This is a genomic window from Stenotrophomonas sp. STEN147 (assembly GCF_056757995.1).
On record NZ_JBRRCG010000006.1, the window covers coordinates 75234 to 99589 of the forward strand.

The window sequence follows — 24356 nt, forward strand, 5'->3', positions numbered from 1 at the left end:
ACGGGCCCAGACGTCCATCGCGCCATCAGGGAATAGGCACAGCATCACTGCAAATGCTAATCTTTCTCATTTGCGGCTGCCAATCCCCTCCCATGACCCTGTTCCCGCTCCGCCGCCGCGCGCTGTGCGCGGCCCTCGCCCTGCCCCTGGCCCCCCTGGCACAGGCCGCCCTCCCCACCACCGCGACCACCGAGCTCGACAAGGTCGAAGTGCGTGGCCGTGCGCAGACGCTGTACCGGGTTGACGACGCCGCGGTTGGCACCCGCACCGATACCCCACTGGAACTGGTGCCGCAATCGGTGCAGGTGGTGCCGCGCGAGTTGATCGACGACCAGGCTGCGCGCCAGGTGACCGACCTGTACCGCAGCATCAGCGGCATCAGCTTCTTCAGCTATGCGGGCGTGACCCTGCGTGGCTTCCGGCAGGAAAACGTGCTCTATGACGGCCTGCGCGGCGACCCGTATGCGGGCTTCGCGGTGCCCCAGCTGTTCAACATCGAGCGGGTGGAGGTGCTGAAGGGTCCGGCCGGCGCACTGTATGGCGGTGGTGATGCCGGCGGCGTCATCAATTATGTGACCCGCAAACCGCGGGCCACGGCTGAGCGCCGCATCGAAGTCCAGCTGGGCAACGAGGATTTCCGCGCCGGCTCGGTCGAGGCCACCGGCCCCCTGGATGCGGCCGGCCGCGTGCGCTACCGCGCCGGTCTGTACGGCGACACCGAGCAGGGCGTGCGCTGGAACACCGACAGCGAAAGCGTGATCGGCGATGCATCGTTGGCCTTCGATGTGGGCGATACCGGCGAGCTGACCCTGCAGTTCACCGACATCACCCAGAACCTGGGCGGCAACCGCCTGCGGGGTGTACCGGTGAATGACGCAGGTACGTTCCTGACCGATCGCCGCTGGAACCACAACGAGGCCAGCGACTTCCTCGACATGCGCGCGAAGGTTGCTCTGGCGCAGTATCGCTTCGCGCCGGCCTCGAATCTGGATGTGGATTTCGCCGCGCGATGGTTCACCAACAACGAGCATCAGATGTATCACGAGCCCATGGGGCTGATCGACCGCGATCGCGATGGCGTGGCCGAGTGGATGACGCGCCAGCTGCGCAACCAGATCCGCGACAACGAGGCGTTTACTGTCAACGGCAATGCCGTGTGGCGGGTCAGTACCGGCCGCATCGAGCATAAAGTGCTGTTCGGCGCTGACGTGTACCAGCTCGATGCCGACTTCACCGCGCAGACCGCCAACAGTGCCGACCTCGCGCGCGGTGCGGGGCCGGTGCGTGGCATTGACCTGTTCAATCCAGTGTATGGCGCCAGCACCTGGCACGACTACGCTCTGGCTACCCTGCCCTGGCGCAGCACCTCCACGCGCAGCACACGCTACGGCGGCTACCTGCAGGACGAACTTGCCCTGGGCACGCGCTGGCATGTGCTGGCCGGCCTGCGCTGGGATGGCTTCAAGGACGAGGATCGCCTCGGCGGCAGCAGCGTGGATGGGCACGACCTCAGCTGGCGGCTGGGCAGCACTTTCACTGTGCGCGAGGGGCTGAACCTGTACGCGAACGTGGCCAGCGGATTCGTGCCACAGAGCGCGGCCAACCAGGACCGCGCTGCCGGCGGCCCGTTCGACGCTGAACGCAGCAAGCAGTGGGAGATAGGCATGAAGTCGCTGCTGGCCGAGCGTGTCACCCTGAACATGGCGGCCTACCGCATCGACCGCAGCAACATCGTGCAGGCCACCGGTGAAGTGATCGCAGGCGTGAACCAGCTCGCCGCGCTGGGCCTGGTGCGCAGCACCGGCATGGAACTCGATCTGCTGGCCGATGTGACCGATCGTTGGGTGGTGAACCTCACCTACGCGTACAACGACGCACGGGTGAAGGATGCGGGCCCGAACGGCATCACCAACGCCTCCGGAGACCGCTTCGCCAATGCACCGCGCAACACGCTCGGCCTGTGGACGCGTTACGACCTGCCCGCACTGAACTCGGCCATTGGTTTCGGTGCCGACCATGTCGGCGAGCGCATCAGCCTGGACGGGCAGAGCGTGAAGGCCTACACCGTGTTCGACATGAGCTGGAAGACCACGTGGAAGCAGTGGCAGTTCCAGGCCAACGTCAAGAACCTGTTCGACAAGGTGTATGCGGCCAGCGGCTTCATCGCGCGCAACGGGCACTTCCCCGGGGAACCGCGCCGGGTGTACGTGCAGGCGGCCTACCGCTTCTGACCGGCGGTCGCGCTGCCGGCCCCGCGCAGGGGCCGGCAGCCTGCAGCACCTGCGTTACCGGACGGGTGCCGCCGGAACCAGCACGCCATCCTTGAACGAAAGCGGGATGGTCACTGCCCCCTGCGGCGATGACAGCTGAAGGGTCAGCGACTGGCGGGCCGACGTGCAGGACGAGGCGATGCCCTGAAACCAGGAGCGCTCCGGTACCTGTGCATTGATGGCCTGCAACTGCGCGGCAGGAACCGCGACGCCATCCACCTTCAGGCCAGTCAACCTGACCGGACCCGGCGATTCCACCACGAGCTCGAACACGCGGCTGCCACAACTCATCTGGTGCTGCGAGGTGTAGCGGTTCGCAGGCACTCCATCTTCGCTGCGCAGCACCGCCAGCCCTGGCGAATCGGCACGCGCCACCGGCGCACAGGCTGCTGCGCCCACGGCGAGAACGGCCATCGCCCATGCGGCCTCTATCTTCATAGCGTCGTACCCAGCGTTTCCGCATCGCGGTCGTTGAAATCATACTCACGGGTCACACCATCGGGCCCGATGATGTAGTAGCGGAACTCTTCGGCATTCATGCCGTTGTCGCGCAGCAGATCGGCCACGCCCCAGTCCCCGCCTTCGTAGGCCACGCCGCCAACGGTGCGGTTGTCAGACGGGTACTTGTTGACCTCATGCGTCTCCGACGGGAAGACCCCGGCCGGATGGGAATGGATGATGCCCACCACCTGGCCCGGCGAGATGCCCCACTCCAGCAGCGGATAGCTGATGGCCCCGGGATTGCTGGCATCACCGCGCGCCATCGGGCTGGACTTGATTTCACCGGTCACTGCGTCGCGGTAGATCACCGTGCCCAGCTCCTGGCTCTGGTAACCCGGATCGGCCTTGATCAGTGCCTCCACCTCGCGCGCGACGGTGTCAGCCTGTGCATCGACCTGCTCATACGCGCTCGGCGGCGCTTCGCCACCACCACCACCACCGCCGCCACCACCGCCATCGCCCGGGTCCCACGGATCGGTCCAGTCTGGCGGATCGATATCCGGCCAGCCCCCGTCATCCGGCGGCAACGCATCCACCGGCGGCAGATCGGTGGTATCCATCTGCGCACCGCCAGAAACCAGTGCGAGCTCCTCCAGCGACAGCTCGCGAATTCCATTTTCCTGCATGCGTGCAACTCCTTGCTTCGTGCGTGAGGTGTGGTGTTTAACGCAGCAACTGCGTGAAGGTCAAATAGCACATTCGCATTACTTCAAGATGAAGACTCGTCGTTGCGCAAGTGCGATGCGCGTTCATTTTTGTCGTATATCACCCTTCCGTCCGAATCAGATTTTTCTGACAGAGCACCACCCACTTCGTGTGATAAATGTCCGAGGGCCGCATGAAGGCGGCAACGACGCATCCGTACTCAGCATCGGACAAACAAGGAGTTGTGAGATGTCTGCAAGTGGAATTCGTGATCTCTCCCCCGAAGAACGTGCACTGGTCTCCGGTGGCGCGCAGGTGGATACCACCGATCTGCCGCCGGTCGATGTGACCCCGCCGGACGACTGGGGTCCCAACCCGGATCCGCCGGACTGGACTGATCCGTGGGATCCGGGCGATGGCGGCGGTGGTGGCGGCGGCGGCGGCGGTGGTGGTGGCGACGGCGGTGGCGAGACCACCTTCAGTTCCAACGCCAGCATTGATGGCAACGGTGTAGCCAGCGCGACCCAGACATGGGTCTTGCAGGACTACAACCTGACCTTCAACCTGACCGAGAACCTGAATCTGACCAATGGCAACTGGGGCCTGGCCGGTAGCGGCAGCTTCCAGTATGCAGGCCAGACCTACACCCTGGGCCTGACCACCGATCACTTCAATGTGAGCAACTACAACGCCAGCTTCAACCAGGACTTCGGTAACGGTGTGTCGTTCAACATCGGCCTGACGTTCGATCCGAACACCAACTCGTTCACCGGCCAGTTCAACCTGGTCATCAGCGGGTTCTGACGCTGCACCGGAACGTCGGCCGCCCGGGAGACCGGGCGGCCGATACGTGTCACAGAGGAGCTGAGGCAATGAAATTCCTGATGTCCGCAGTGATCGCACTGGGCGTGGCCGCCCCCGCCGGAGCCCGCGATGTGGTCGCTGAAGACAGCCATGGCATCACCGTAGCGGTGATGCAGGGCAACAGCGCGGCCCTGGAGCGGATCGGCAAATCCAATACCACGGCACGGCTGGCCGCACGTGCCGGCTACCACCGCACGCGTGGCGAAATCGCCCAGTCCAATCGCTGGGCCGACACCTGTATCGCCGACGCTGCCGTGGTGGCCGAGAAGAGCCAGGGGGTCATGTACCTGTGCCGGAGCCTGCGTGCCGGCAACCGTCTGCTGGAAGGCGACATCGCCGGCTGGGCCGCCGACATGCAGAAGGTCCGCGCGCTCTATCAGCAGCATGTCGCGCCGTCGCTGCGTGCAGGCGAGGAAGTACGCGCCATCACCGTCCCCGCGTTCGAGTCCTTCAGCCAATGGCCGCGATCGGCCAGGCTGGCCGCACCGCCGCCTGCCGGAACCCGCCTGCCGCTGTCGGCCAAGGCCGGTGTCCCTGTCATCCGCGGCAAGATCCGGGGCGGCCAGGATGGAAAGCAGCGCGACATCGACTCCGATTTCATCATCGACACCGGCGCCACCCGTTCGCATATCAGCCGCAAGGCCGCACAGGCGATGGGCCTGGCGGTGACCGACAACTTCGCCACCGACAATTCGCGGCCCGGGCAGACCGTGGCGATCGGCCTGGCCGCTCCGGTCGATGTGCAGCTGGGCGATCTGCACTTCAGCAACGTCGCCTTCACGGTCACCGACCAGATCGAGTTCAACATCATCGGCCTGGACCTGCTGTACCGGCTGGGTCCGCTGGTGCTGCGGCCCACCGAGCTGGAGCTGCTGAAGGCACTGCCGGCCGATACCTGCCGGCAACCCCTGGCAACCACCTCCGCACTGTGGGGCGGCCAGTACTCGCTGCGCCTGCCGATGCGCATCGGCAAGCGCGACGAGCTCGTCCTGCTCGACACCGGCACCGATGTCGCACTGGAAGCCTCCGGGGTGAACCTGTCCACCTACCCACAGGCCAGCCTGGTGCAGCGACGCCGCTGGACGATGCACGGCCTGCAACCGGTCCGCTACGCCGAAGCCACCGCACCGGTCACGTTCAATGGCCGCACGGTCACGCTGCAGACCCAGGTCTCCGACCAGCCCGCCAACGTGTTCCCGATCTCCTGGCGGGTGGGCTTCGGTCTGCGCGACGATTACGACTACTACGTCGACGTGGCCGGTGGCCGTGGCTGCCTTGCACCCCGAACCGCGCGATGATGCCCCTTCCCATCCCACTCTCCGCAACGACGCGGCACCGCAGGCCACATGGAACCAGCCAGGAAGGATGAGACGGCGGATGTGATTCCGCTGTTCCGCAACGAAGCGATCGAGGCCGCCACGCAGCGCTTCGGCTCCCCGGTGCAGGCCCCGGGCGTCGGCATGTGGCTGGCCACCGGCTTCGTGGTTGCGCTGCTGGGCCTGGCGGTACTGTTCCTGGTGACCACCTCGTTCCCGCGCAAGGAAACCGTATCCGGCGCGCTGGTCCCCTCGCGCGGCCTGTTGCCGATCATCAGCCAGCGTTCGGGCATCGTCAGCAACGTGCATGTGGAGGAAGGCGCGAAGGTCCGCCAGGGCGACCCCATCGTCAGCGTCTCGGTGGATTCGGTGATCGACACCGGCGAAAGCACCGGCGCCACCCTGTCCGGCATGGCCGAGCGCCTCACCCAGGCGTCGGTCGATCGCGAACGCGCCACCGAAGCATCCCTGGAAAGCCAGGAGGCCGGCATCCGCGAGCGCATGCTGGGCACCACCCGCCAGCTTTCGGTACTGCGTGACAACGTCACGCTGTACCAGCAACAGCAGGCCATCGCCGAGAAGACCGTGCACGACCTGGGCCGCCTGCGCGCGGACAAACTGGTGTCCGAACTGCAGTACCGCGACGCGGAAGTGCGGGTTCTGAACGTGCGCCAATCGGTGGCCGAAGTGCAGACGCGCATTGCCCAGCTGGAACAGGAGCACGAGCAGATGCGGCACGAGCTGGGCCGCCTCAAGGCCGAGCGTGACGCCAACCGCGCCACCGCGCTGTCCGAACTGCTGGGCGCACGCGAGAAGGCGATCAACTACAAGCTGGGCACGCAGTTCAATCTGGTAGCGCAGTCCGCCGGGCAGGTCACCTGGCTGCAGGCCAAGCCGGGCGCCACGGTCACCGCCGGGCGCACGCTCGGGGTGATGATGCCGGAAGGCTCGCAGCTGTTCGCCGAGCTGTGGGTGCCCTCCTCGGCCATCGCCTTCGTCAATGTCGGCACCGACGTGCGGCTGATGTACGACGCCTTCCCCTACCAGAAGTTCGGCGTCGGCCGCGCCCGGATCGTCAAGATCGCGCGCTCACCGACCGCACCGGACGAACTGCCCGCCGATCTGCAAGCCGTGGAAAGCCAGTACCGGCTGCTGGCCGCGCTGGACGACCAGCAGATGCAGGCCTATGGCAAGGCGCTGGCACTGACCCCGGGCATGCGCCTCAAAGCCGATCTGGTTCTGGAGAAGCGCTCGCTGCTGGACTGGCTGCTGGAACCGCTGCTGGCGGCGAAACGACGGCAGGAATGAGGTTGACGGCCGGCGCTGCTGTGGGCGCCGCTGCGGTGGGCTTGCGGGTATCGCCCACCACCCTGCCCTGGTCGATGCGCACCAGACGGTCGGCCAGGCGCATGGTGTCGGGGCGGTGGGTGATCAGGATGCGGGTGATATCCAGCTGCGCCAGCGCCTGGTAGATGCGGCTCTCGCGCGCTACGTCCAGGTTCGCGGTGGCCTCATCCAGCACCAGGATGCTGGGCTTGCGGTACAGCGCGCGGGCCAGCAGCAGGCGCTGCTTCTGGCCACCGGAGAGGGTCGAGCCCATGTCGCCCACCAGCGTTTCCAGCTGCATCGGCATGCGCTGCACATCCTCCTTCACTGCCGCCATTTCCAGGCACTGCCAGACCAGCGCGATGTCCGGGCGCTCGGCGAAGAAGGTCACGTTCTCAACGATCGAACCGGTCAGCAGCTCATCATCCTGCATCACCACGCCCATCCGCTGACGGACCACGCGCGGCCCCCAGCTGGCGATGTTCAGCCCGTCATAGAGCAGCTCGCCGGCGCTGGGTGGGTACAGCCCGGTCAGCACCTTCACCAGCGTGCTCTTGCCACAGCCGGACGGGCCGGTGATGGCCACGAACTCGCCCGGCGCAATGGCCAGATTGATGTCCTTCAGCGCCGGCGCTTCCTGTGCCGAGTACTGGAAGTACACCGAACGCAGCTGGATGTGCCCCTCCAGGCTGTCCGACGCCGAAGGATCCTTGCTGAAGCCCTCTTCGCTGGGACTGAGCGCGATATCGGCAATGCGGTCCGAATGCAGCTCGGTCAGGCGCCAGGCGATGCACTGGTCCACCAGCGTGGTCAGCCGGTTGCTCAGCTGCTGCCGGTAGGCCACGAAGGCATACAGCGCGCCTACTGTCAGCGTGTTGGCCAGTACCGCCTGGGCGCCGATGTAGACGATGGCCACCAGGCTGAGGCCATCAAGCAGGGTGCGCCCGGCGCCGATGCCGATCTGCAGGTTGGCGCTGTTCAACGAAGCGCGCACCAGATCGGCGTACTTGTTGGCCCAGATCGATTCGCGCGAGAACTCGCCGCCCATGGTCTTGATCGACTGCATCGCGCGCAGCGTTTCGATGCGCGTCCCGCGTTCGGCGATGTTCGCCTGCAGGCTGGCCATGCCCATCTTCATCGACATCGGGATGGCGGCCACCCGCATCAGCACGTACAGCCCCAGCGCAGTCAGTGCGACCAGACTCATCAGCGGCGAGTAGACGAACATCAGCACGATGATGCCCAGCGCCAGCACACCGTCCAGCAGTGCGCCGATGAGCCCGTTGGCGATCAGCTGGCGGATCGGGTCGATCGACTCCATCCGCGACAGCGCATCGGCCAGACGGCGTCGATGGAACCAGGTCAGCGGCAGGCTGACCAGATGATGGAACAGGCGCCGGCTCATGTCCCAGCCCATCAACGCCGACGCCCGCTGCAGCGTGACCCCGCGCAGGGCCTCGGCCAGGCTGTTGAACACGGCCACCGCACCGAACCCCAATGCGAGCGCCATCAGGAAGCCGCGGTCGCCGCGCAGCACACCCTCATCCACCGCCAGCTGCATGAAGAACGGCGACAGCAGCACGAAGCCCTGCAGCAGCAGCGTATAGACCAGCGTATGGAACAGCGCGGTGCCGACGCCGCCCTTGAAGCGGATCATCGACCAGATGTTGAGCGGCGAACGCTGCTTGCGCGGCCGGAAGCTGGGCGAGGAACTGACCTCCACCGCGATGCCGGTGAAGGCCTGGGACAGCTCCGCTTCGCTGAAGGACAGCGAGCCATGGGCCGGGTCGATGATGTGGTAGCGGCCGCGTGAGACCTTCTCCAGCACCACGAAATGATTGAGCTTCCAGTGCAGGATGGCCGGCGTGCCCAGATGCTGCAGATCACTGGGCTCGCAGCGCACCGGCCGGCACTGCATGTCCAGCGCGCTGGCCAGCGCGATCAGCTGGTTCAGGTCCACACCGCGCTGGGAGTTGTGGTACTTGCGCCGCAGCTCGCTCATTTCCAGATCCGCGCCCAGCATGGACGAGCAGATCGCCAGGCATGCCAGCCCGCATTCGCTCACTTCAGACTGCACCCGCCAATAGCGCTTGTTGAACATCAGACATCCTCGTTCCGGTCGGGCATGGCCGGCTGCTGTTCCAGCCATGCATACAACTCGATTGCCGTGCAGTGCCAGGCGTACAACCCTTCCCAGCGACCGTACAGTTCCGCCTCGCGCAGGCGCACTTCGTAGCCGCCACGGGACAGCACCGTCAGCACCTTCAGCGGGATGAAGCAGGCCTGCGGAAGCCCGGCGCGATGCAGGCAGAAATTGAACAGCGCGCGCCCCAGCCGGCCATTGCCGTCGGCAAAGGCATGCGCATTGTTGGCCAGCGCCAGCAGCTGCACCGCAGACCGCAGATCGGGCGCGGCCCGTTGCCGCAGCAGCTCGTCCCAACGCGCGGCCCCCTGCGGGGCCGGCACCATCGGCAGCTGCGCGCGCCCATTACGGGCGCGGATCCATACCGGCCCGCTGCGCAGCGCGCCGTCACCGCCGGTGCTGAGCGAGATGAAGCGCTGCACATCGGCCATCGACAGCGGCCCCTGCACGGTGCGGTGCCACTGCCGATAGACGTCGGCCTCGGCCGCCTCCGCCGCAGCCAGCGCGGCCAGATCGAACGCCGGCATCTGCATGTGCGCCGACAGCGGATGGCGCAGCTGCTGCACCGCCGCCCGCAGCCGCGGATGCCCGCGGTGGGACCACAGCGTTTCGCAGGGCTGCACGCAGGGCAGCAGCGCGGGCAGCCTGAGGTTGCACGCCTGCAGCCGCTCTGCCAGCGCCGGGGACGGCGGCGGCGGCGGCAGCGGCATCAGCCCCCGTTCGGTGGCGACGGGGGCATCCGTGGGCGCGGTGGCGAGGCGTGCGGTCATCACTGCCCCGTCCCGGTACCCGGCAGCAACAGCACCAGGCCATGTTCGCGCGCTTCCGTGCCCGGCCGGCGCGATTGATACAACTGGGTGAAGTACGAGGTCAGCTTCACCATCAGCCACGGCTCGGCGTCGCACGGCACGAAGCGCATGTCGATGTGTTCAAGCAGGAATTTGCGGGTCAGCCGCTGCAGGGCACGCCCCGGCTCGAAGCGGACGTCTGGCCGCGCACTGTAGAACACCACGATGTCCAGATCGTTCGGCACGGCGTTGGAGACGTCCACGAAGCTGCCGCCCACCAGGCAGCAGTGCACCTGTACCACCTGCGCCAGATCGGCGAGTGCGCGCCCCAGCGCCGCAAGCCGCACCTGGCGCAGGCTGCTGCCGCCGAACGCGCGCTCGAAGGCCGCACGGTCGGCCAGCCAAGGCGAGGCATTGCCCGGCGTACTGGCGGCGATGGGCAGCAGGTACTGCGGCAGGCCCGCATCCACGATGTGCTGGAAGGGGGTTTCCACGGCACCGGCCGACCGGGCAGCGGGCGCCGGGCCCGCAACGCCCAGGTAGGCACGGATACGCCCTGCCTGTGCGCGCACCAGCGCGGCCTGGTCCGGGAACACCGCGACCGAGACGTAGGCGAAGCGGTCGGCCACTGAAAGTGAAAGCGCATCGAATGCCTTGCGCACTGCGATGCGCTCGTCGGCAGGGAAATCACGCTCCGGGAAGCGGGCGGCATCGGCCGACGCCGCCGTCGGCGCCGAGCATCGCTGATACAACCCGGCGTTGACGATGGCCAGGTCCAGATCGGAAAACGCGGGATCGAATGCCGCGCCATCGCGCAGCGAAAAGCCGAATCGGGCCGAGCCGACAATCTGCACATCGGCCACCGGCACCGCCAGCAGCTGGCTCACTCCCCGCAGCAGCGGCGCAAGGCTTTCGCTGTCGCCGGCACACAGTGCCGGCCCATCCAGCGCGGCCTCGGCGATCTGCTCGGCCGCCACACTGCGCGCGTGCTGTTCGCGAATCCATTCAGCGTAGTTCATCAGGCATCCAGGCCAACGGTGGAACATCTCAACGCTAGCATATCCACGCGTCGGGCTTGTGCACGCAGCCCCGCAAATACATGCCTGAACAGGCAGCGCAATGCGTCGGACCGGCACCGCTGCCGCAGAGCGTGGTCTACTGTCGTCCCCCAAGGATGAGGCACATCGCATGATCCACCCCCGTTCCGCGCTCGGACGCGCGTTGCCGCTGGCCCTGCTGGCCCTGCTCTCGGCCTGCCAGAGCGAGAAGGTCGGCGAGTTCTTCAACCCGCCGCAGGAGGTGCAGGCGCACAGCGAGTTCCGTGTCAGCGGGCTGCCGGCGCTGGCCTACCCGAACCTGGTCTCGTCGGCCTCGGTGGAAGGCGGGCAGGCCCGCGTCGATGGCAATGGCCCCGGTTACATGGACCTCCAGTTCTTCCCCATCACCTCCGCCGATGCGCTGGACAGCACCGACGCTGCGTGGGCCCGGCAATCGCAGTACCGCGCGCCGGATCTTTCCGGCATCGACTTCAGCACGCAGTTCGCCTTCCTGGTGGCGCACCCGGAACTGTCCGGCTATGCCGCGATGACCAGCGGCCAGTACGCCACGTTCTTCAGCACGGTGAAGGTGGCGTACCTGGACGACCGCGTCGTGGTGCATCTGGACGCCAGCCGGCTGGGCAACATCAATCCGATCACGGCCTTGGGCAGCCCCTGGGCCGGCAAGCTGTACACCCTTGAACGGCGCGGCCGGACGCAGCTGGAAGTGAAGCTTTACGAGAACCGCTACCGGTTCACGCTGGTGCCGGAGACCGCGCCTCCGATGGCGCCCTAGCGGACCTTGTACAGCACCGCGGCGCCAGGGCGCGGCTCGAAGGCCGGCACGGTCTGCTGGCTCAGCGCCCTGCCCTGGGCATCCCACACCAGGGTTTCCACCGGGTACTCGTCCTTGCGCGTCATCGCGTCGATCTGGCCGATGACCACGGTCGCTGCCGCTGGAACGTCCGGGTTCCAGCCGAACACACCTACCCGGCCGTAGAACACGGCCGGCGCGCTGGCGTCCAGGCGCCGGTCCGGGCACATCACCAGGCCACGATCCAGCATCACCCGCAGCGCGCCGACCGGGACCTTCTTCACCGTGGGCGTGGTGCGCTCGGCGCTGTGGCCGGGGCAGACATTGGCGGCGCGGGTGACCATGTGTTCGGCCACCTCGCGATCGGACTGGGCGAAGGCCAGCGTGGGGGCGAGGCAGAGTGCGAGCAGCGTGAGCGAGGACATCCGGGTCATTGCAGGTTCCTGTTCGGGGTGCGCAGCGACCTTAGCAATGGCGGACGGCGGAAATGCAAACGAGGCGTGAGGGACAACAGGCGGCTCAGGGAACGAGGCAGCGCTCGATCTGCATCGACAGCGCATGGCAGGCGTCGAACATGCCATGGACCAGCGCCGCCGAGGGATAACAGTCGGGATCGTCGTTTTCCCGGGCCACGTGGGATGCCTGCAGCACTGCCGTCAGCGCGGTGATGCCGGATGCGCATCGGGTCGCCAGGGCCAGATCGAACGCACGCCCCGGGCTGAGGCGGGTTTCGGTCCAGGGCTGGCCATCCGCGCGCAGGTTCCTGCCATGGCCCAGCAGATGGGTGAAGAACGCGGACGGTGGCGAGGACGCGGCGGCATCGCTGAGGGCGTCCTCCATCTTTTCAGCAAGGGTGTTGGGTAGATCACGCAGCGCATCGCCGAGCAGGGCGTGCAGGCGGGGATAGTCGGGGCGCAGATCAGGCATGGCGGCAACCTCACAGGTGGGCCACCCGCGGAGGCAAGGTGGCGGACGGTGCGGGTTGGCGTGCCGGATACATGCCGCAGGAAGCCGGCGGATCAGTGATCCCCACGCACCATCCGCCATGAACTGGCAGAGTGATGCATTGTCGCGATTGCAGTTTTCACCGCAACCGCGACGCCGCGCGTCATGTAAGTTCGGGACGCCAATCCCGGCCAGGGCGGGTGCCTTGGCGCGGCCATCGTTTGCCCTGCGCGGCCTGTGGAAAAGAGGCAGATGCGGCATTTGGCGCAGCACGCGACAGAGCGCCGCGAGTGAAACATCAACTTGTGACCGCTTTCACTCGACGCCGCTGCCCGAGGCACGCCTACGTTGAACCAGAACCCGCAGCACAACGGCGGGTCGCGACACAGTGCGGCCTGCCATCCGCCTCGCCGCGTATTCAGCCAACCCGACCTGAACCGGCGCATCATGGAGCCCTGGTCTGCAATGGAAGCGAACCATGGGACGGAACTGGATTGTGATGGGGGACCCGACCTCCAGCGGCGGACGGGTCATCACGGCCTCAAGTGAAACCGACATCGGCGGCATCGGCGTCGCGCGGGTCAGCGACAAGGCGACCTGCCCTACCCTGCATAAAGGCGTCTTTCCAATTGTTGAAGGCGATGCCACCTTGATGGTGGACGGCCAGCCGGTGGCGTTGCACGGCAGCGCGCTGGCCTGCGGCTGCCGGGTGTTGTCCAGCCAGCAGGCCGTGGTGCATGTCACGGGGGGCGGAGGGGGTGGTGGCGGCGGCGGGGCCGCAGGCGGTGCCGGCAAGGCGGCCGTGGTCGCCAGCACGGCCGCACAGCTGGCGCGCGCACTGCCCACCGCGTTCGATCAGGCCATCCGTTTTCTCGGCGTGCAGGGCGCACCGTTGGCCGAGGTGCCGTACACGCTGCATCTGGCCGATGGGCAGACCCTTTCCGGCACCACCAATGCGCAGGGCGAGACGGCGCGGGTATCGACCGCGCAAAGCCAGGCCATCGTGCGTGCCGAACTGCGCCCGCCGACACAGCCGACCGGCTGCTGTGCGCGCACGGCACCGGCCAGCACCGACGAAGCAGAAGTGTTCGATGTGGACGGTGTGGTGACCACCGCCGAGGGCATGGGCACCTCCGTGGCACCGGTAAGCGCGCCTGGCCACGAACGCGCCATGACCGCCGGCGAGATCGAGATGGCACGCCTGGTGTTCGGCGATGCAGTCGACTACAGCACCGTGAAAGTCCATAACCACGGCTACTGGATGTTCTTCGGCTTCCAGGACAAGGACACCGCCGTGACGCCCAACGGGCAGATGTATTTCCCGAAGGGCATCTATCGGGAGGATTACTCGCTGGATACCGTGAGATTCCAGGCGTTCTTCATCCATGAGATGGCCCATGTCTGGCAGTATCAGCTTGGGTACAACGTCAAGCTGGTGCGGGCACCCCGGCCGAACATGAGCTACGACTACGTGCTTGACGAGACGCGGCTGCTGCACGACTACAACATGGAGGCGCAGGGTGACATTCTGGCGGACTACTTCCTCGTCACGTTCCGTGGCTCACAGTCGAGCATGAACAACACCCGTTATCGCGCGACAGCTGGCATCGGCGCACAACTGGAGCGCGCGCTCTCCCAGTTCCTGGCCGACCGCAGCAGCAAGGACAACCTGCCGAGGACGACCCGATGATGCGACTACAACTGCCGGTGGCTCTGCTGGGGCTGCTCCTGCCGATGATGGCCAGCTGCTCCTCGCCAGCCGGTCGCTACCAGCAGGCGACGATACAGGGCCGTGATGGCGTGCCCTGCTTCGGCGTGCCCGATACCCATGAAACGCGCGTCAACGCCCCCCTTGTCACCGGCGTGTCCGTGATGGAAGTGGGCACTGGCGGCACCCCGCTATGGGAACATGATTTTCTGCGCGAGGGCACAGCCGAACCTGCGCTGCCCCCCAGCCAGTGCCTCACCTACGGCGAGGGCGCGGCATCCGCCCCCACGCTGCGGCCGGGCAAGCGCTACCAGGTGGAGATATGGGGGCGCACACCTGGCACGCCGGGCAAGAAGGATGAAGCACAGGCGCGTGTGTTCAGTGCCTGCTTCCACATGGTGGACGTGGCCGGCAAGAGCATGAAACCCGTCATATCGGACTGCGCGACCGCACTCTCGTCTGGACCGCCCCCCGTGCGCGAAGACGGCACGTAAGCGGATGCCTCTCCGAGGTGACCCGTTGATGCGACAGACGGTGGCCCTGGTGATCCTGCTGTTGCCAATGATGGCCGCGGGTTCACAGCCCCATGGGACCTATCAGCGCGCCACGATCCAGGCACACGATGGCGTACCGTGTTTTGGCGTGCCTGACACGCGTGAGACACGTGCTGCCCCGCCGATTATCGCAGGCGTGACAGTGACGGAAGTTGGCAACGGACATCAGCCTGTCTGGCAGCGCATCTTTCTGCGCGAAGGGTCTACCGAGCCTGCGCTGGGTCCTGGTCAGTGTCTGCCGTACGGTCAGGAGGGAGAGCCTGCACTCGGCACAGCTTTGCGTGCGGGAAAGCACTATAGGGTGGTTGTTTCCGGCTACACCCCAGGCACCTCCGGCACCACGAATGGTGCGGAGAAGCGTGTGTTCAGCGCCTGCTTCCACATGGTGGAAGCGGCTGATGCTGTGAGACCTGTCGAATCGGACTGCTCAACTGCGGCTTCTGCCGACCTGCGCCTGGGTGACGCGAAGTTCAATTGACGCGACTCGCCAGTCTGAACATGCGCACGGACAGAAATTATCCCGCAAGGCCACGCAACAGAATGCCTGCGACCGCGATAACGTTTACTGCGAGGTGATGAACCACCGAGAACCAGTAGCCTGCCACTCGCCGCTCCGCGCGAAGAATGAGGACGCTCATGAAAAAGAAGCCCGGAAACACCGCGATGTAGGCCGCCTGCCCTGACGCCAAGACATGTATCAGGGTCCAAGATAAGGCAGCAAACACCGAGATCAGATAGCAGCCTCTCAGAACCTTTGCCAGCAAAGCGATTCCCCCCCAGAGGAGGAGGTTCTCGAGCATTGGCGCCACCGAAAGCGCATACACCATCTTGCCCGCGCTGACGTTCTCTTCAAGGTGTGCCCAACCGCCACTGGGCATTGCGCCGGGAAAACGCAACTCCACCAACCAAACCAACGCACTTGATGCAAGGAATGATAGGGGAGCGGCAACGAGCGCCGCGATCAAGAGCTCTTTTTTCGTTCTAAACAAGAGGCGCTCACATCACGTCCGTTTGCCGACGATGCCGCGCATGTCCGTCAAAACGTGCATGCGAAACTGCTAGCGACCAGTGGAAGATCGAATGAGATGGCTTGGTAATCGCATCGAGGTTGCGCCCCGGTTTGCGTCCCAAACCGCCTTTCAAACGCCGAAAAAATATTGTTTAAAAACAAACACTTATTCAGTCTGGCGGAGAGAGTGGGATTCGAACCCACGGAAGGTTTAACCCTTCGCCGGTTTTCAAGACCGGTGCCTTAAACCGCTCGGCCATCTCTCCGTATCGGCCCGGCACTGCTGGCCGGGAACGCATTCTCGCACGGCCGGAGGAAATGCCCAAGGCCCCCGCCACGGCTGGACCTCCAAGTCGCAACAATGTTCATAGCTAGCACTGTCCTAGACCACTAGCCTGCTCATTTCCGCTCGGCAATGGCCCACATGAACTCTCTCGACCTCCTCTCCATCCGGCCTAGCATGCCCGCCAGCGCGCTGGCCAAGCTACTGGGACATCGCTGGCGCGAACCGGATGAACAGGGCCGTCTGACCTGCCTGACAAAGGATGTGTTCGCCCGACTGGATGAGGAGCGTGCCGTTGGATATGTCCTGTTCTCCTGTTCGATGCCAAGGACGCTCCTGATTGAAGGATTGCGCACGGGCATGCTCATCAGCGATGCTCTGGCCGCCAACCCTCGCCTGACAGCACTTCCGGAAGATCCTGATACGACAGAGGCCGGGTGGACGCGCTATGGCTTCATCTCGGACGGTGGGATGAAGGTCACCGCGAACGTGAGCACACAGGACAACACAGTCAGGAGCGTGCGCCTCGACAATCCTGGTGCCGTCTACTGTGAGCCAGCCCTACCCGTCTTCGATCCGACGCTGACCCATGCCTTCGACCTGGAGCTGGGTCCGCAACGGGTACTCCCCAGGGTTGACCGGGGCGACGAATGGAGCGGCGGTTGGACCCTCGGCCTGCCACCGGGCATCTCCTCCGCGCAATGGCCGCTCAGTGCAAGCAACGGGCAGCCACTGCGACACGCCTTCACCCTGCACCTGCCCCCGGAGTACCGAGTCAAGGGAGAGCAATGGGTTGCCCTGTGCATGTTTGTCGACGATCAGCAGGAGGAGCTGTCGCACGTGGAGGAGATCGCTGCGTTCTTTGACAGTCCGCTTGCAATGACACCGCCCGATGACAGCAACCTGCTTCCCTTCTGGCATTACCGCCATGCCAAGCATCCCCACAGCCGCACCATGGAGGACATCCTCGGCACACAGTACTGTGCGATCTGGCTCACACAGCAGGAATTTGAAGGCGAACTGAGCTTGCCCCCCAAGTCGCTCTCGACCCTGCTGGAAGACCCGCCCGGCTGGATAGAGAAGGACTACGCCAGCTACTTCCACGACAGCTGGCTGTACACCAGAAACGGGGACGAGACTATTCCTGGCGCGGGAATTGGCGCTGCTGCCAATCCGTCAGTCGCGTTGCCGATCAACGCGGTCATCCGCGCTGATGATCCCAATGTGGGCAGATCGCCCCGCGAATGGGAAAGCGAATGCGCCATCAGTGGATACATCGAGGCATTCAGCGATCTCGGACAAGAACTGAATCTGAGTCGCTGGGATTCCGTTGCCCACCTCGGTGGAACAATGCTGCCCCAGCAGGGCTACCCTGAGTTCGGCCCCTATTACCTCGAGTTCGAGGAAGGCTTCGGTGGCTTCAACTTTGGCTGCGGCAACGCCCAGCTCGATCTTGAACAGATGAAGATCGATTGGGCTTGCGGATGACAGCTACGCATTGAAACAAGAAGCTCCGGGACATGGCCGGGGCTTCTATTCTCTATTCGCTCCAGCCTCAGCCCGCATCCACCGCCAGCGCACCCAGCGCGCTGGCCTTGATGCGTTCCTTGGCCTTCTCGCAGGCGCCATCGCAATGCAGGCGCGAGGCCTCCAGCTGCGGCGGCAGGTGCTCGGCCAGGAAATCGATGAACACGCGCACCGCCGGCAGCAGGCCGCGACGCGAGGCAAACACGGCGTGGCACACGCCCTGTGGCAGCGACCAGTCCGGCAACACCACTTCCAGTTCGCCATTGCGCACGGCGTCCGCGCACACGGTCTCCGGCAGCATGGTGATGCCGAAGCCGTCCTTCACCATGCTCTGCAGCAGCGGGAAGTCGAAGCCGGCCACGCGCGGCTGCAGGTCCACCCGGCGCACTTCGCCTTCCGGGCCATGCAGTTCCCAGCGCTGGCGCGCCTCATCCTCACTGATGCTGAGGGTGACGTGCTGGGTCAGCTCTTCCGGCTCCTTCGGGCGGCCGGCGCGGTCCAGGTACTTCGGGCTGGCCACCAGCAGTTCCTGCACCTGGCCGAAGCTGCGCATCACCAGGCTGCCGTCGTCGTCCAGGCGCGAGCGCACGCGCAGGGCGACGTCGTAGCCTTCGTTGATGATGTCCACGCGGCGGTTGCTGATGTTCAGCTGCAGCCGCACCTTCGGGTACTGCTCCAGGAACTTGGGCAGCAGCTTGGGCAGCTGCATCTGCGCCAACGATACCGGCACGCTGGCGCGGACCACGCCGCGCGGCTCCGCACTGAGGCGGTCCACCACTTCGCGTGCGGCCTGTGCTTCGGCCAGCATGGTCTGCGCGTGACGGTGCACGCTGGTGCCAACGTCGGTGACCGCGAAGCGGCGCGTGGAGCGCTGCAGCAGGCGCACGCCCAGGTCGGTCTCCAGCTGGCTGATGCGGCGGCTCAGGCGCGATTTGGGGATGCCCAGGGCGCGCTCGGCCGCGGCGAACCCGCCGTGGTCGACCACCATTGCAAAGTAGTACAGATCATTCAGGTCATGCATACCCGAGTTCCATATCTAGAACAATACGTGGCATTCAACCATCTTTATTCCGCCTTTGCAACAACCTATTGTTCTCTCCGTCGGCGGCAAACCCGCCCCTCCTTCCAGAACATAGGTGACTGCCATGAAGCTTCTGCATCTCGACGCCAGCGTGCTTGGCGACAACTCCGTCTCCCGCCAGCTGTCGGCAGCGGTGGTGGCCCGGTTCAAGGACCAGATCGACGGCCTGCAGGTCGATTATCGCGATCTTGACGCCAATCCGGTACCGCATCTGCGCAGCAGCTCGCTGGCCAAGACCGATGCGGCCGAGGCGACCGATGCTGAACAGGTGATGCAGCAGTTCCTCGATGCCGATGTCGTGGTGATCGGCGCGCCGATGTACAACTTCAGCATCCCCTCCACCCTGAAGGCCTGGATCGACCGCGTGGCCGTGGCCGGCCGCACCTTCAAGTACACCGAGAATGGCCCGGTGGGTCTGGCCGGTGGCAAGCGGGTGATCATCGCCAGCAGCCGTGGCGGCATCTACACCGATTCGCCGGCCGACTTCCAGGAGCCGTTCCTGCGCCAGGTGTTCGCCTTCATGGGCATCAATGAGGTCGAGTTCGTGCGTGCCGAGGGCATCGCCTACTCGCCGCAGCACCGCGAAGATGCCATTGCCGGTGCACTGGCTGCGCTGCCCTCGCATGAGGCGGCGGAAGCGGCAGCGGCGTAACGCGTTCCAGCGTTCAGCGCCCCTCTCTCCTCGTCTGGGCGTTGAACGCGGGCCGGGATTCCCCTCCCCCCTCCCGGCCCACCCCGGCGGCCCCGCAATGCGGGGCCGTTTTTTTGTGGGCCGGTTCCCGCCCGCCGGGCATGGCCCGGCGCTACCCGATCGGTGTGCTGACGCCGGGCCGCACCCGAACGGTGTGGTAGCGCCGGGCCCTGCCCGGCGGAGACGGTACAGTGGGCCATGAACTACATCGTGACGACCACGCACCGCAGCGAATTCCCACACCCGATCACCCTGCGCCGCGGCCAGGCACTGGTCGTAGGCGAGCGTTATGAAGGACCGGAGGGCTGGGAGGACTGGTTCCTGTGCCAGGCCGAGGGGCAGCAGCCTGGATTCGTGCCAGCACCGGTGATCGGTCGCGATGCGCAGGGTGAAGCGCTTGCCACGGAGGATTACTGCGCGCGGGAACTGGATGTGAATCCGGGGCAGAGGCTGCGCGGGCTGCGCACACTGAATGGTTGGGCGTGGTGCATGCCCGAGGCGGGCGAAGCGGGATGGGTGCCGTTGGAGAAGGTGCGGGTTGTGGAGTGATCCCGGAGTTCATCCACGCAGGGCGTGGATGTAGCCGCATTGCAGATCCACGCCATGCGTGGATTCGGTGCCATGCAAGCATGGCACCCACCTGAGCCGGTTGTCAGGCGATGGTTTCCAGCCCACCCATGTACGGGCGCAGCGCCTCCGGCACCGTGATGCTGCCGTCGGCGTTCTGGTAGTTCTCCATCACCGCGATCATCGCGCGGCCGACCGCCACGCCCGAGCCGTTCAGGGTGTGCACCAGCTCGGGCTTGCCGGTGGCCGGATTGCGCCACCGCGCCTGCATGCGGCGGGCCTGGAAGTCACCGCAGTTCGAGCACGAGGAGATCTCGCGATAGGTTTCCTGCGACGGCAGCCAGACTTCCAGATCGTAGGTTTTCACCGCCGCGAAGCCCATGTCGCCGGTGCACAGCAGCACCTTGCGGTACGGCAGGCCCAGCTTTTCCAGCACGACTTCCGCACAGCGGGTCATGCGCTGGTGCTCGGCCTCGCTGTCTTCCGGCTGGCAGATCGAGACCAGCTCGACCTTCTCGAACTGATGCTGGCGGATCATGCCGCGCACGTCGCGGCCGCCGCTGCCGGCTTCGGCACGGAAGCACATCGAGTGGGCGGTCATGCGCAGCGGCAGGCGCTCGGCGTCGACGATCTCGTCGCGCACGATGTTGGTCAGCGGCACTTCCGAGGTGGGGATCAGGTAGCGCGTGGACTCGCCGACGGCCGTCTTGAACAGGTCATCCTCGAACTTCGGCAGCTGGCTGGTGCCGCGCAGCGATTCGGCGTTGACCAGCAGCGGTACGTTGGTTTCCTCGTAGCCGTGTTCGCCCGTGTGCAGATCGACCATGAACTGGGCCAGCGCACGGTGCAGGCGCGCGATCGGGCCGCGCAGCACGGTGAAGCGCGAACCGGACAGCTTGGCGGCGGTTTCGCCATCCAGCCAGCCGTTGCGGGCGCCCAGTTCAACATGGTCCAGCACCTTGAAATCGAACTGGCGCGGGGTACCCCAGCGCGCCTGCTCGACGTTGTCGTTCTCGTCGGCACCGGCGGGTACGTCGTCGGCCGGAATGTTCGGAATACCCAGCGAGATTGCTTCGATCTTCTCGCGCAGCTCGTCCAGCGCCACTTCCGAGGCCTTCAGTTCGTCGGCGAAGGCGGCGACCTCGGCCATGATGGCCGAGACGTCCTCGCCCTTGGCCTTGGCCTGGCCGATGGCCTTGGAGCGGCTGTTGCGCAGGCTCTGCAGCTCCTGGGTCCGCACCTGGATGCGCTTGCGATCGGCCTCCAGGGACTCCAGGGCAGACACGTCGAGCTCGAAGCCGCGGCTGGTGCGCAGGCGTTCGGCGAGGTCGGCGGGCTGGTGGCGGAGCAGGGCTGGATCAAGCATGGCAGGTGTCGTGGTGGGTGTCAGGACCGGGATTATCGCCTGTTATGCGGATTTCTGCCGCCCGGTTCATTCGGGCCGTGGCAGAATCGGGCTATTCCGTACTGGTCCGGTCCATGTCTGCACCCCGCTCGTCGTCCGCCAAGTCGTTCACTGTGCATATTCCGCGCAACGCCCTGAAGATCGCCGGCATCGCTTTCGGCGTGGGGGTGCTGCTGTTCGTGGTGGTCTGGCTGACCGGCCGCGACAAGGAATTCTTCCGCGCCGACCCTGCGGCACAGACGCCGCAGGAAACGGCCCAGGTGGAGCCCCTGCCGGAGCCCCTGCCGGCGGCAGCCGGGTCCAGCGACATGCCCGACGCCAAGCCGGCGCCGGCACCGGAAGACGCCCCGAAGCTGGTGGAAACCGCCCCGCCCCCGCCGCCCGCAACGACTGAACCGGTACCCGCTGCGCCCGGCACCGCGCCGGTCGCCGGTGGCGGCAGCCAGCCCATGCCGATCGCGGGCCAATCGCCGCCGCCGGCCTATCCGGCCGCTGCACTGCGTGCGGGCGAAACCGGCAGTGTGGTGGTGCGGGTGGAGGTGGACGCTACGGGCTATCCGAACAACGTCACCGTCATCCAGCGCAGCGGCTCGCGTGACCTGGACCGCGCAGCGACCGACGCGGTGCGCCGCTGGCGCTTCACCCCGGCGCAGAGCAACGGGCAGGCGGTGCCGGGCACCATTGAAGTGCCGTTCGACTTCAAGACCCAGTAACTGAACGCATACCGGAAGGCAAACTGAACCCTCCCGGTTGCGTTGACGCAACACTGACACTTTTCTTCGTGGCCTCGGGCAACACTCGGCACGTCGTCAACCGACGTAAGGAGTTTGCGATGACTGTCACCACCCATGAAGACCTTCATTCGCCGCAGATGCAGCAGGACGGTACGCCGCGCCGGGCCACGTCGCCCTGGCTGTGGGTCGCGCTGATCGTAGCGATGTTCGCGGCCGCGCTGCTCTGGCTGCGTTATTCCGGACCGGATGAGGTGGCGCCTGCGCCGGTCGGCGAGCGCATGCTACCCGCCACCGAACAGACGCCCGTTGCCGAAACGGCACCGCCTGCCGCACGACAGGCCACGCCGGCCACGAGCGAGCGCAAGGCAGTGCCGGCGGTGCGCAACCGCGAGGCGCGCCCGCTCGCCAGCAACAGCAAGCCGGACTATCCGGCGGCTGCGCTTCGTAACGGTGTGCAGGGCAGCGTGATCGCCAGCCTTGATGTAGATACCCGCGGCAACGTCACCAACGCTGCGATCGTGTCGCGCAGTGGCGAACGCAGCCGTGATCTGGATCGTGCGGTCCTGCGCACGGTGCAGAACTGGAAGTTCCAGCCGGCCATGCAGGATGGCCGTGCTGTGGCCAGTGTGGTGCGGGTCCCGGTGGATTTCCGTACCGAGCAGCGTTGATCGCGGACGAGGGGTTCGTGATGTTCGACGGAGGCTTCGGCCTCCGTCCTTTTATCTGCACGCCTGATGCCTGCTCGCCGGGCATGGCCCGGCGCTACCGATTCGGCGGGCCTGGCTGGGCCTGGCCCGGCGGTTGCGGTGCCGGTCAGGCCAGATTGAATCCGGCGCTGCGTGCCAGGCCGTCGAAGTCGGGGAACGAGGTGGCCACGTTGGCGATGTCGTTGATCCGCACTTCGCCGTCGCTGATCTGGCCGGCAATGGCAAAGGCCATGGCGATGCGATGGTCGCCGTGGCTTTCGATGGTGCCGCTGCCCAGACGCGTGCCGCCATGCAGGGTCGCGCCGTCTTCGGTTTCATCCACCTGCATGCCCAGCGCGCGCAGGCCGGTGGCCATCGCTGCCAGGCGATCCGATTCCTTCACCCGCAGCTCTGCTGCGCCGCTCACCACGGTCTGGCCTTCGGCGGCGGCGGCGGCGACGAACAGGGCCGGGAATTCATCGATCATGTCCGGCACCAGCGCTTCAGGAATGCGCGCGCCCTTCAGCGGCGCGTAGCGCACCACCAGGTCAGCGACCGGCTCGCCGCCCTGCTCGGCTGGATTTTCTTCGGTGATGTCCGCCCCCATCAGCCGCAGCGCATGCAGCAGGCCGGTGCGACGCGGGTTCAGGCCCACCTGCTTCAGGCGCAGCTCGGAGCCGGGAATGATGCTGGCGGCCACCAGGAAGAACGCTGCCGAGGAAAAATCGGCGGGCACCGCGATGTTGGTGGCACGCAGGCGCTGGCCACCACGCAGGCGGGCCTTGCCCGGCGAGAACTCGATCTGCACGCCGAACGCGGACAGCATGCGCTCGGTGTAGTCGCGGGTGGGGTGCGGCTCGACGACGCTGGTTTCGCCCTGTGCATACAGGCCCGCCAGCAGCACGGCCGACTTGATCTGCGCGCTGGCCACCGGCGAGGTGAACGCAATGCCGTGCAGTGCCTGGCCGCCGTGCACGTGGAGCGGCGGCGTGCCATCGTCCTGGGTATCGATCTTCGCGCCCATCTGCGACAGCGGGCCGGTGACACGGCGCATCGGCCGGCCGGACAGCGATTCGTCGCCGATCAGGGTGCAGTCGAACGACTGCCCGGCCAGCAGGCCCGCCAGCAGGCGCATGCCGGTGCCGGCGTTGCCGCAGTCCAGCGCTGCGCTGGGCGCCTGCAGGCCATCGATGCCGACGCCGTGGACGATGCGCTGCGACGGGCTGGGGGTTTCGATGCGCACGCCCAGCTGGCTGAAGATGCGCGCGGTGGCGCGGGTGTCTTCGCCTTCCAGGAAACCCTCGATGTGAGAGGTGCCGTCGGCCAGTGCGGCGAACATCACCGAACGGTGCGAAACCGACTTGTCGCCGGGAATGGTGAGGCTGCCCTGCAGCGGCTGGCCCTTGCGGGCGATCCAGTGTTGCGCGTTGCTCATCGTTCGATCATTCCGTAGACGCCGGCG

The 24356-nt window shown here is 66.1% G+C and carries 24 protein-coding genes and 1 tRNA gene; 13 read left to right on the top strand and 12 right to left on the bottom strand.

What is annotated here, in order from left to right; translation table 11 throughout:
• Nucleotides 1–92 precede the first annotated feature (92 nt).
• Nucleotides 93–2231 carry a TonB-dependent siderophore receptor gene (locus ACVOKU_RS08515; RefSeq protein WP_481559638.1) on the top strand — a complete coding sequence of 713 codons (2139 nt, stop codon included), beginning with the start codon at nucleotides 93–95 and terminating at the stop codon, nucleotides 2229–2231.
• A gap of 54 nt (nucleotides 2232–2285) precedes the next feature.
• On the opposite strand, the gene ACVOKU_RS08520 is transcribed toward ACVOKU_RS08515, so the two are convergent.
• Together ACVOKU_RS08520 and ACVOKU_RS08525 are read right to left on the bottom strand one after the other, a co-directional pair.
• Nucleotides 2286–2684 carry a hypothetical protein gene (locus tag ACVOKU_RS08520; protein ID WP_481559639.1) on the bottom strand — a complete coding sequence of 133 codons (399 nt, stop codon included), beginning with the start codon at nucleotides 2682–2684 and terminating at the stop codon, nucleotides 2286–2288.
• Between the two features lie 20 nt (nucleotides 2685–2704).
• Nucleotides 2705–3397, bottom strand: a complete 693-nt coding sequence (locus tag ACVOKU_RS08525) for a hypothetical protein (RefSeq protein ID WP_481559640.1) — start codon at nucleotides 3395–3397, stop codon at nucleotides 2705–2707.
• 268 nt (nucleotides 3398–3665) lie between these two features.
• Between ACVOKU_RS08525 and ACVOKU_RS08530 the strand changes: the two genes are divergently transcribed.
• From ACVOKU_RS08530 to ACVOKU_RS08540, 3 genes are all read left to right on the top strand, one after another.
• The gene (locus tag ACVOKU_RS08530) at nucleotides 3666–4220 is read left to right on the top strand and encodes a hypothetical protein (RefSeq protein WP_340043996.1); all 555 of its coding nucleotides are present in this window, start codon (nucleotides 3666–3668) and stop codon (nucleotides 4218–4220) included.
• 68 nt (nucleotides 4221–4288) lie between these two features.
• Complete coding sequence (locus ACVOKU_RS08535) at nucleotides 4289–5578, top strand: retropepsin-like aspartic protease (protein ID WP_481559641.1); 1290 nt, start codon at nucleotides 4289–4291, stop codon at nucleotides 5576–5578.
• 48 nt (nucleotides 5579–5626) lie between these two features.
• Nucleotides 5627–6904 (top strand): HlyD family secretion protein, encoded by a 1278-nt coding sequence (locus ACVOKU_RS08540; protein ID WP_128989242.1) that lies wholly within the window; start codon nucleotides 5627–5629, stop codon nucleotides 6902–6904.
• Here the strand turns inward: ACVOKU_RS08540 and ACVOKU_RS08545 are convergent.
• Genes ACVOKU_RS08545 through ACVOKU_RS08555 form a run of 3 tightly spaced genes read right to left on the bottom strand, consistent with a single transcriptional unit; the run spans nucleotide 6819 to nucleotide 10872 of the window.
• Nucleotides 6819–9023, bottom strand: coding sequence for a peptidase domain-containing ABC transporter (locus ACVOKU_RS08545; RefSeq protein WP_481559642.1), 2205 nt, complete (start codon nucleotides 9021–9023; stop codon nucleotides 6819–6821). The two genes, ACVOKU_RS08540 and ACVOKU_RS08545, sit on opposite strands and share 86 nt — an antisense overlap.
• Nucleotides 9023–9835, bottom strand: a complete 813-nt coding sequence (locus ACVOKU_RS08550) for a Fic family protein (protein ID WP_481559643.1) — start codon at nucleotides 9833–9835, stop codon at nucleotides 9023–9025. Before ACVOKU_RS08550 ends, ACVOKU_RS08545 begins: the two co-directional genes overlap by 1 nt.
• Entirely contained in the window at nucleotides 9835–10872 is a 1038-nt protein-coding gene (locus ACVOKU_RS08555; RefSeq protein ID WP_481559644.1) for a DUF6932 family protein, read from the bottom strand. The genes ACVOKU_RS08550 and ACVOKU_RS08555 overlap by 1 nt, the downstream gene beginning before the upstream one ends.
• Nucleotides 10873–11041: 169 nt before the next feature.
• Between ACVOKU_RS08555 and ACVOKU_RS08560 the strand changes: the two genes are divergently transcribed.
• A complete protein-coding gene (locus ACVOKU_RS08560; RefSeq protein ID WP_253119975.1) occupies nucleotides 11042–11686 on the top strand; it encodes a hypothetical protein in 645 nt (214 codons plus the stop codon).
• Here ACVOKU_RS08560 and ACVOKU_RS08565 read toward each other — a convergent pair.
• Nucleotides 11683–12114, bottom strand: a complete 432-nt coding sequence (locus ACVOKU_RS08565; protein ID WP_193396701.1) for a hypothetical protein — start codon at nucleotides 12112–12114, stop codon at nucleotides 11683–11685. The two genes, ACVOKU_RS08560 and ACVOKU_RS08565, sit on opposite strands and share 4 nt — an antisense overlap.
• A 109-nt stretch (nucleotides 12115–12223) precedes the next feature.
• Nucleotides 12224–12631 carry a hypothetical protein gene (locus ACVOKU_RS08570; RefSeq protein ID WP_481559645.1) on the bottom strand — a complete coding sequence of 136 codons (408 nt, stop codon included), beginning with the start codon at nucleotides 12629–12631 and terminating at the stop codon, nucleotides 12224–12226.
• Nucleotides 12632–13148: 517 nt separating this feature from the next.
• Between ACVOKU_RS08570 and ACVOKU_RS08575 the strand changes: the two genes are divergently transcribed.
• Genes ACVOKU_RS08575 through ACVOKU_RS08585 form a run of 3 tightly spaced genes read left to right on the top strand, consistent with a single transcriptional unit; the run spans nucleotide 13149 to nucleotide 15389 of the window.
• The gene (locus tag ACVOKU_RS08575) at nucleotides 13149–14339 is read left to right on the top strand and encodes a PAAR domain-containing protein (RefSeq protein WP_481559646.1); all 1191 of its coding nucleotides are present in this window, start codon (nucleotides 13149–13151) and stop codon (nucleotides 14337–14339) included.
• Complete coding sequence (locus ACVOKU_RS08580) at nucleotides 14336–14851, top strand: hypothetical protein (protein ID WP_481559647.1); 516 nt, start codon at nucleotides 14336–14338, stop codon at nucleotides 14849–14851. The genes ACVOKU_RS08575 and ACVOKU_RS08580 overlap by 4 nt, the downstream gene beginning before the upstream one ends.
• A gap of 28 nt (nucleotides 14852–14879) precedes the next feature.
• The gene (locus tag ACVOKU_RS08585; RefSeq protein ID WP_481559648.1) at nucleotides 14880–15389 is read left to right on the top strand and encodes a hypothetical protein; all 510 of its coding nucleotides are present in this window, start codon (nucleotides 14880–14882) and stop codon (nucleotides 15387–15389) included.
• A 37-nt stretch (nucleotides 15390–15426) separates the two neighbouring features.
• On the opposite strand, the gene ACVOKU_RS08590 is transcribed toward ACVOKU_RS08585, so the two are convergent.
• On the bottom strand, nucleotides 15427–15876 hold the full coding sequence (locus tag ACVOKU_RS08590; protein WP_481559649.1) for a hypothetical protein: 450 nt from the start codon (nucleotides 15874–15876) through the stop codon (nucleotides 15427–15429).
• 220 nt (nucleotides 15877–16096) lie between these two features.
• Nucleotides 16097–16186: transfer RNA gene (locus ACVOKU_RS08595), tRNA-Ser, on the bottom strand.
• A 158-nt stretch (nucleotides 16187–16344) separates the two neighbouring features.
• Between ACVOKU_RS08595 and ACVOKU_RS08600 the strand changes: the two genes are divergently transcribed.
• Nucleotides 16345–17691, top strand: a complete 1347-nt coding sequence (locus tag ACVOKU_RS08600; protein WP_481559650.1) for a DUF7256 domain-containing protein — start codon at nucleotides 16345–16347, stop codon at nucleotides 17689–17691.
• A gap of 67 nt (nucleotides 17692–17758) precedes the next feature.
• Here the strand turns inward: ACVOKU_RS08600 and ACVOKU_RS08605 are convergent, their stop codons facing one another.
• Nucleotides 17759–18751: a LysR family transcriptional regulator gene (locus ACVOKU_RS08605; RefSeq protein WP_053520355.1), complete on the bottom strand. Its 993-nt coding sequence runs from the start codon at nucleotides 18749–18751 to the stop codon at nucleotides 17759–17761.
• 124 nt (nucleotides 18752–18875) lie between these two features.
• Between ACVOKU_RS08605 and ACVOKU_RS08610 the strand changes: the two genes are divergently transcribed.
• Together ACVOKU_RS08610 and ACVOKU_RS08615 are read left to right on the top strand one after the other, a co-directional pair.
• Nucleotides 18876–19463 (top strand): FMN-dependent NADH-azoreductase, encoded by a 588-nt coding sequence (locus tag ACVOKU_RS08610; RefSeq protein ID WP_074899233.1) that lies wholly within the window; start codon nucleotides 18876–18878, stop codon nucleotides 19461–19463.
• 237 nt (nucleotides 19464–19700) lie between these two features.
• Complete coding sequence (locus ACVOKU_RS08615; protein ID WP_481559651.1) at nucleotides 19701–20051, top strand: SH3 domain-containing protein; 351 nt, start codon at nucleotides 19701–19703, stop codon at nucleotides 20049–20051.
• A gap of 103 nt (nucleotides 20052–20154) precedes the next feature.
• Here ACVOKU_RS08615 and serS read toward each other — a convergent pair whose 3' ends face one another.
• Nucleotides 20155–21435 carry a serine--tRNA ligase gene (gene serS / locus ACVOKU_RS08620; RefSeq protein ID WP_414488341.1) on the bottom strand — a complete coding sequence of 427 codons (1281 nt, stop codon included), beginning with the start codon at nucleotides 21433–21435 and terminating at the stop codon, nucleotides 20155–20157.
• A 113-nt stretch (nucleotides 21436–21548) separates the two neighbouring features.
• Here serS and ACVOKU_RS08625 point away from each other — a divergent pair, with 113 nt between their 5' ends.
• Both ACVOKU_RS08625 and ACVOKU_RS08630 read left to right on the top strand, forming a co-directional pair.
• Nucleotides 21549–22187, top strand: coding sequence for an energy transducer TonB (locus ACVOKU_RS08625; RefSeq protein WP_279942677.1), 639 nt, complete (start codon nucleotides 21549–21551; stop codon nucleotides 22185–22187).
• Nucleotides 22188–22306: 119 nt separating this feature from the next.
• Nucleotides 22307–22876, top strand: coding sequence for an energy transducer TonB (locus tag ACVOKU_RS08630; protein WP_053515518.1), 570 nt, complete (start codon nucleotides 22307–22309; stop codon nucleotides 22874–22876).
• 145 nt (nucleotides 22877–23021) lie between these two features.
• Here the strand turns inward: ACVOKU_RS08630 and aroA are convergent, their stop codons facing one another.
• Nucleotides 23022–24329 (bottom strand): 3-phosphoshikimate 1-carboxyvinyltransferase, encoded by a 1308-nt coding sequence (gene aroA, locus ACVOKU_RS08635; RefSeq protein ID WP_481559652.1) that lies wholly within the window; start codon nucleotides 24327–24329, stop codon nucleotides 23022–23024.
• Nucleotides 24330–24356: the final 27 nt, after the last annotated feature.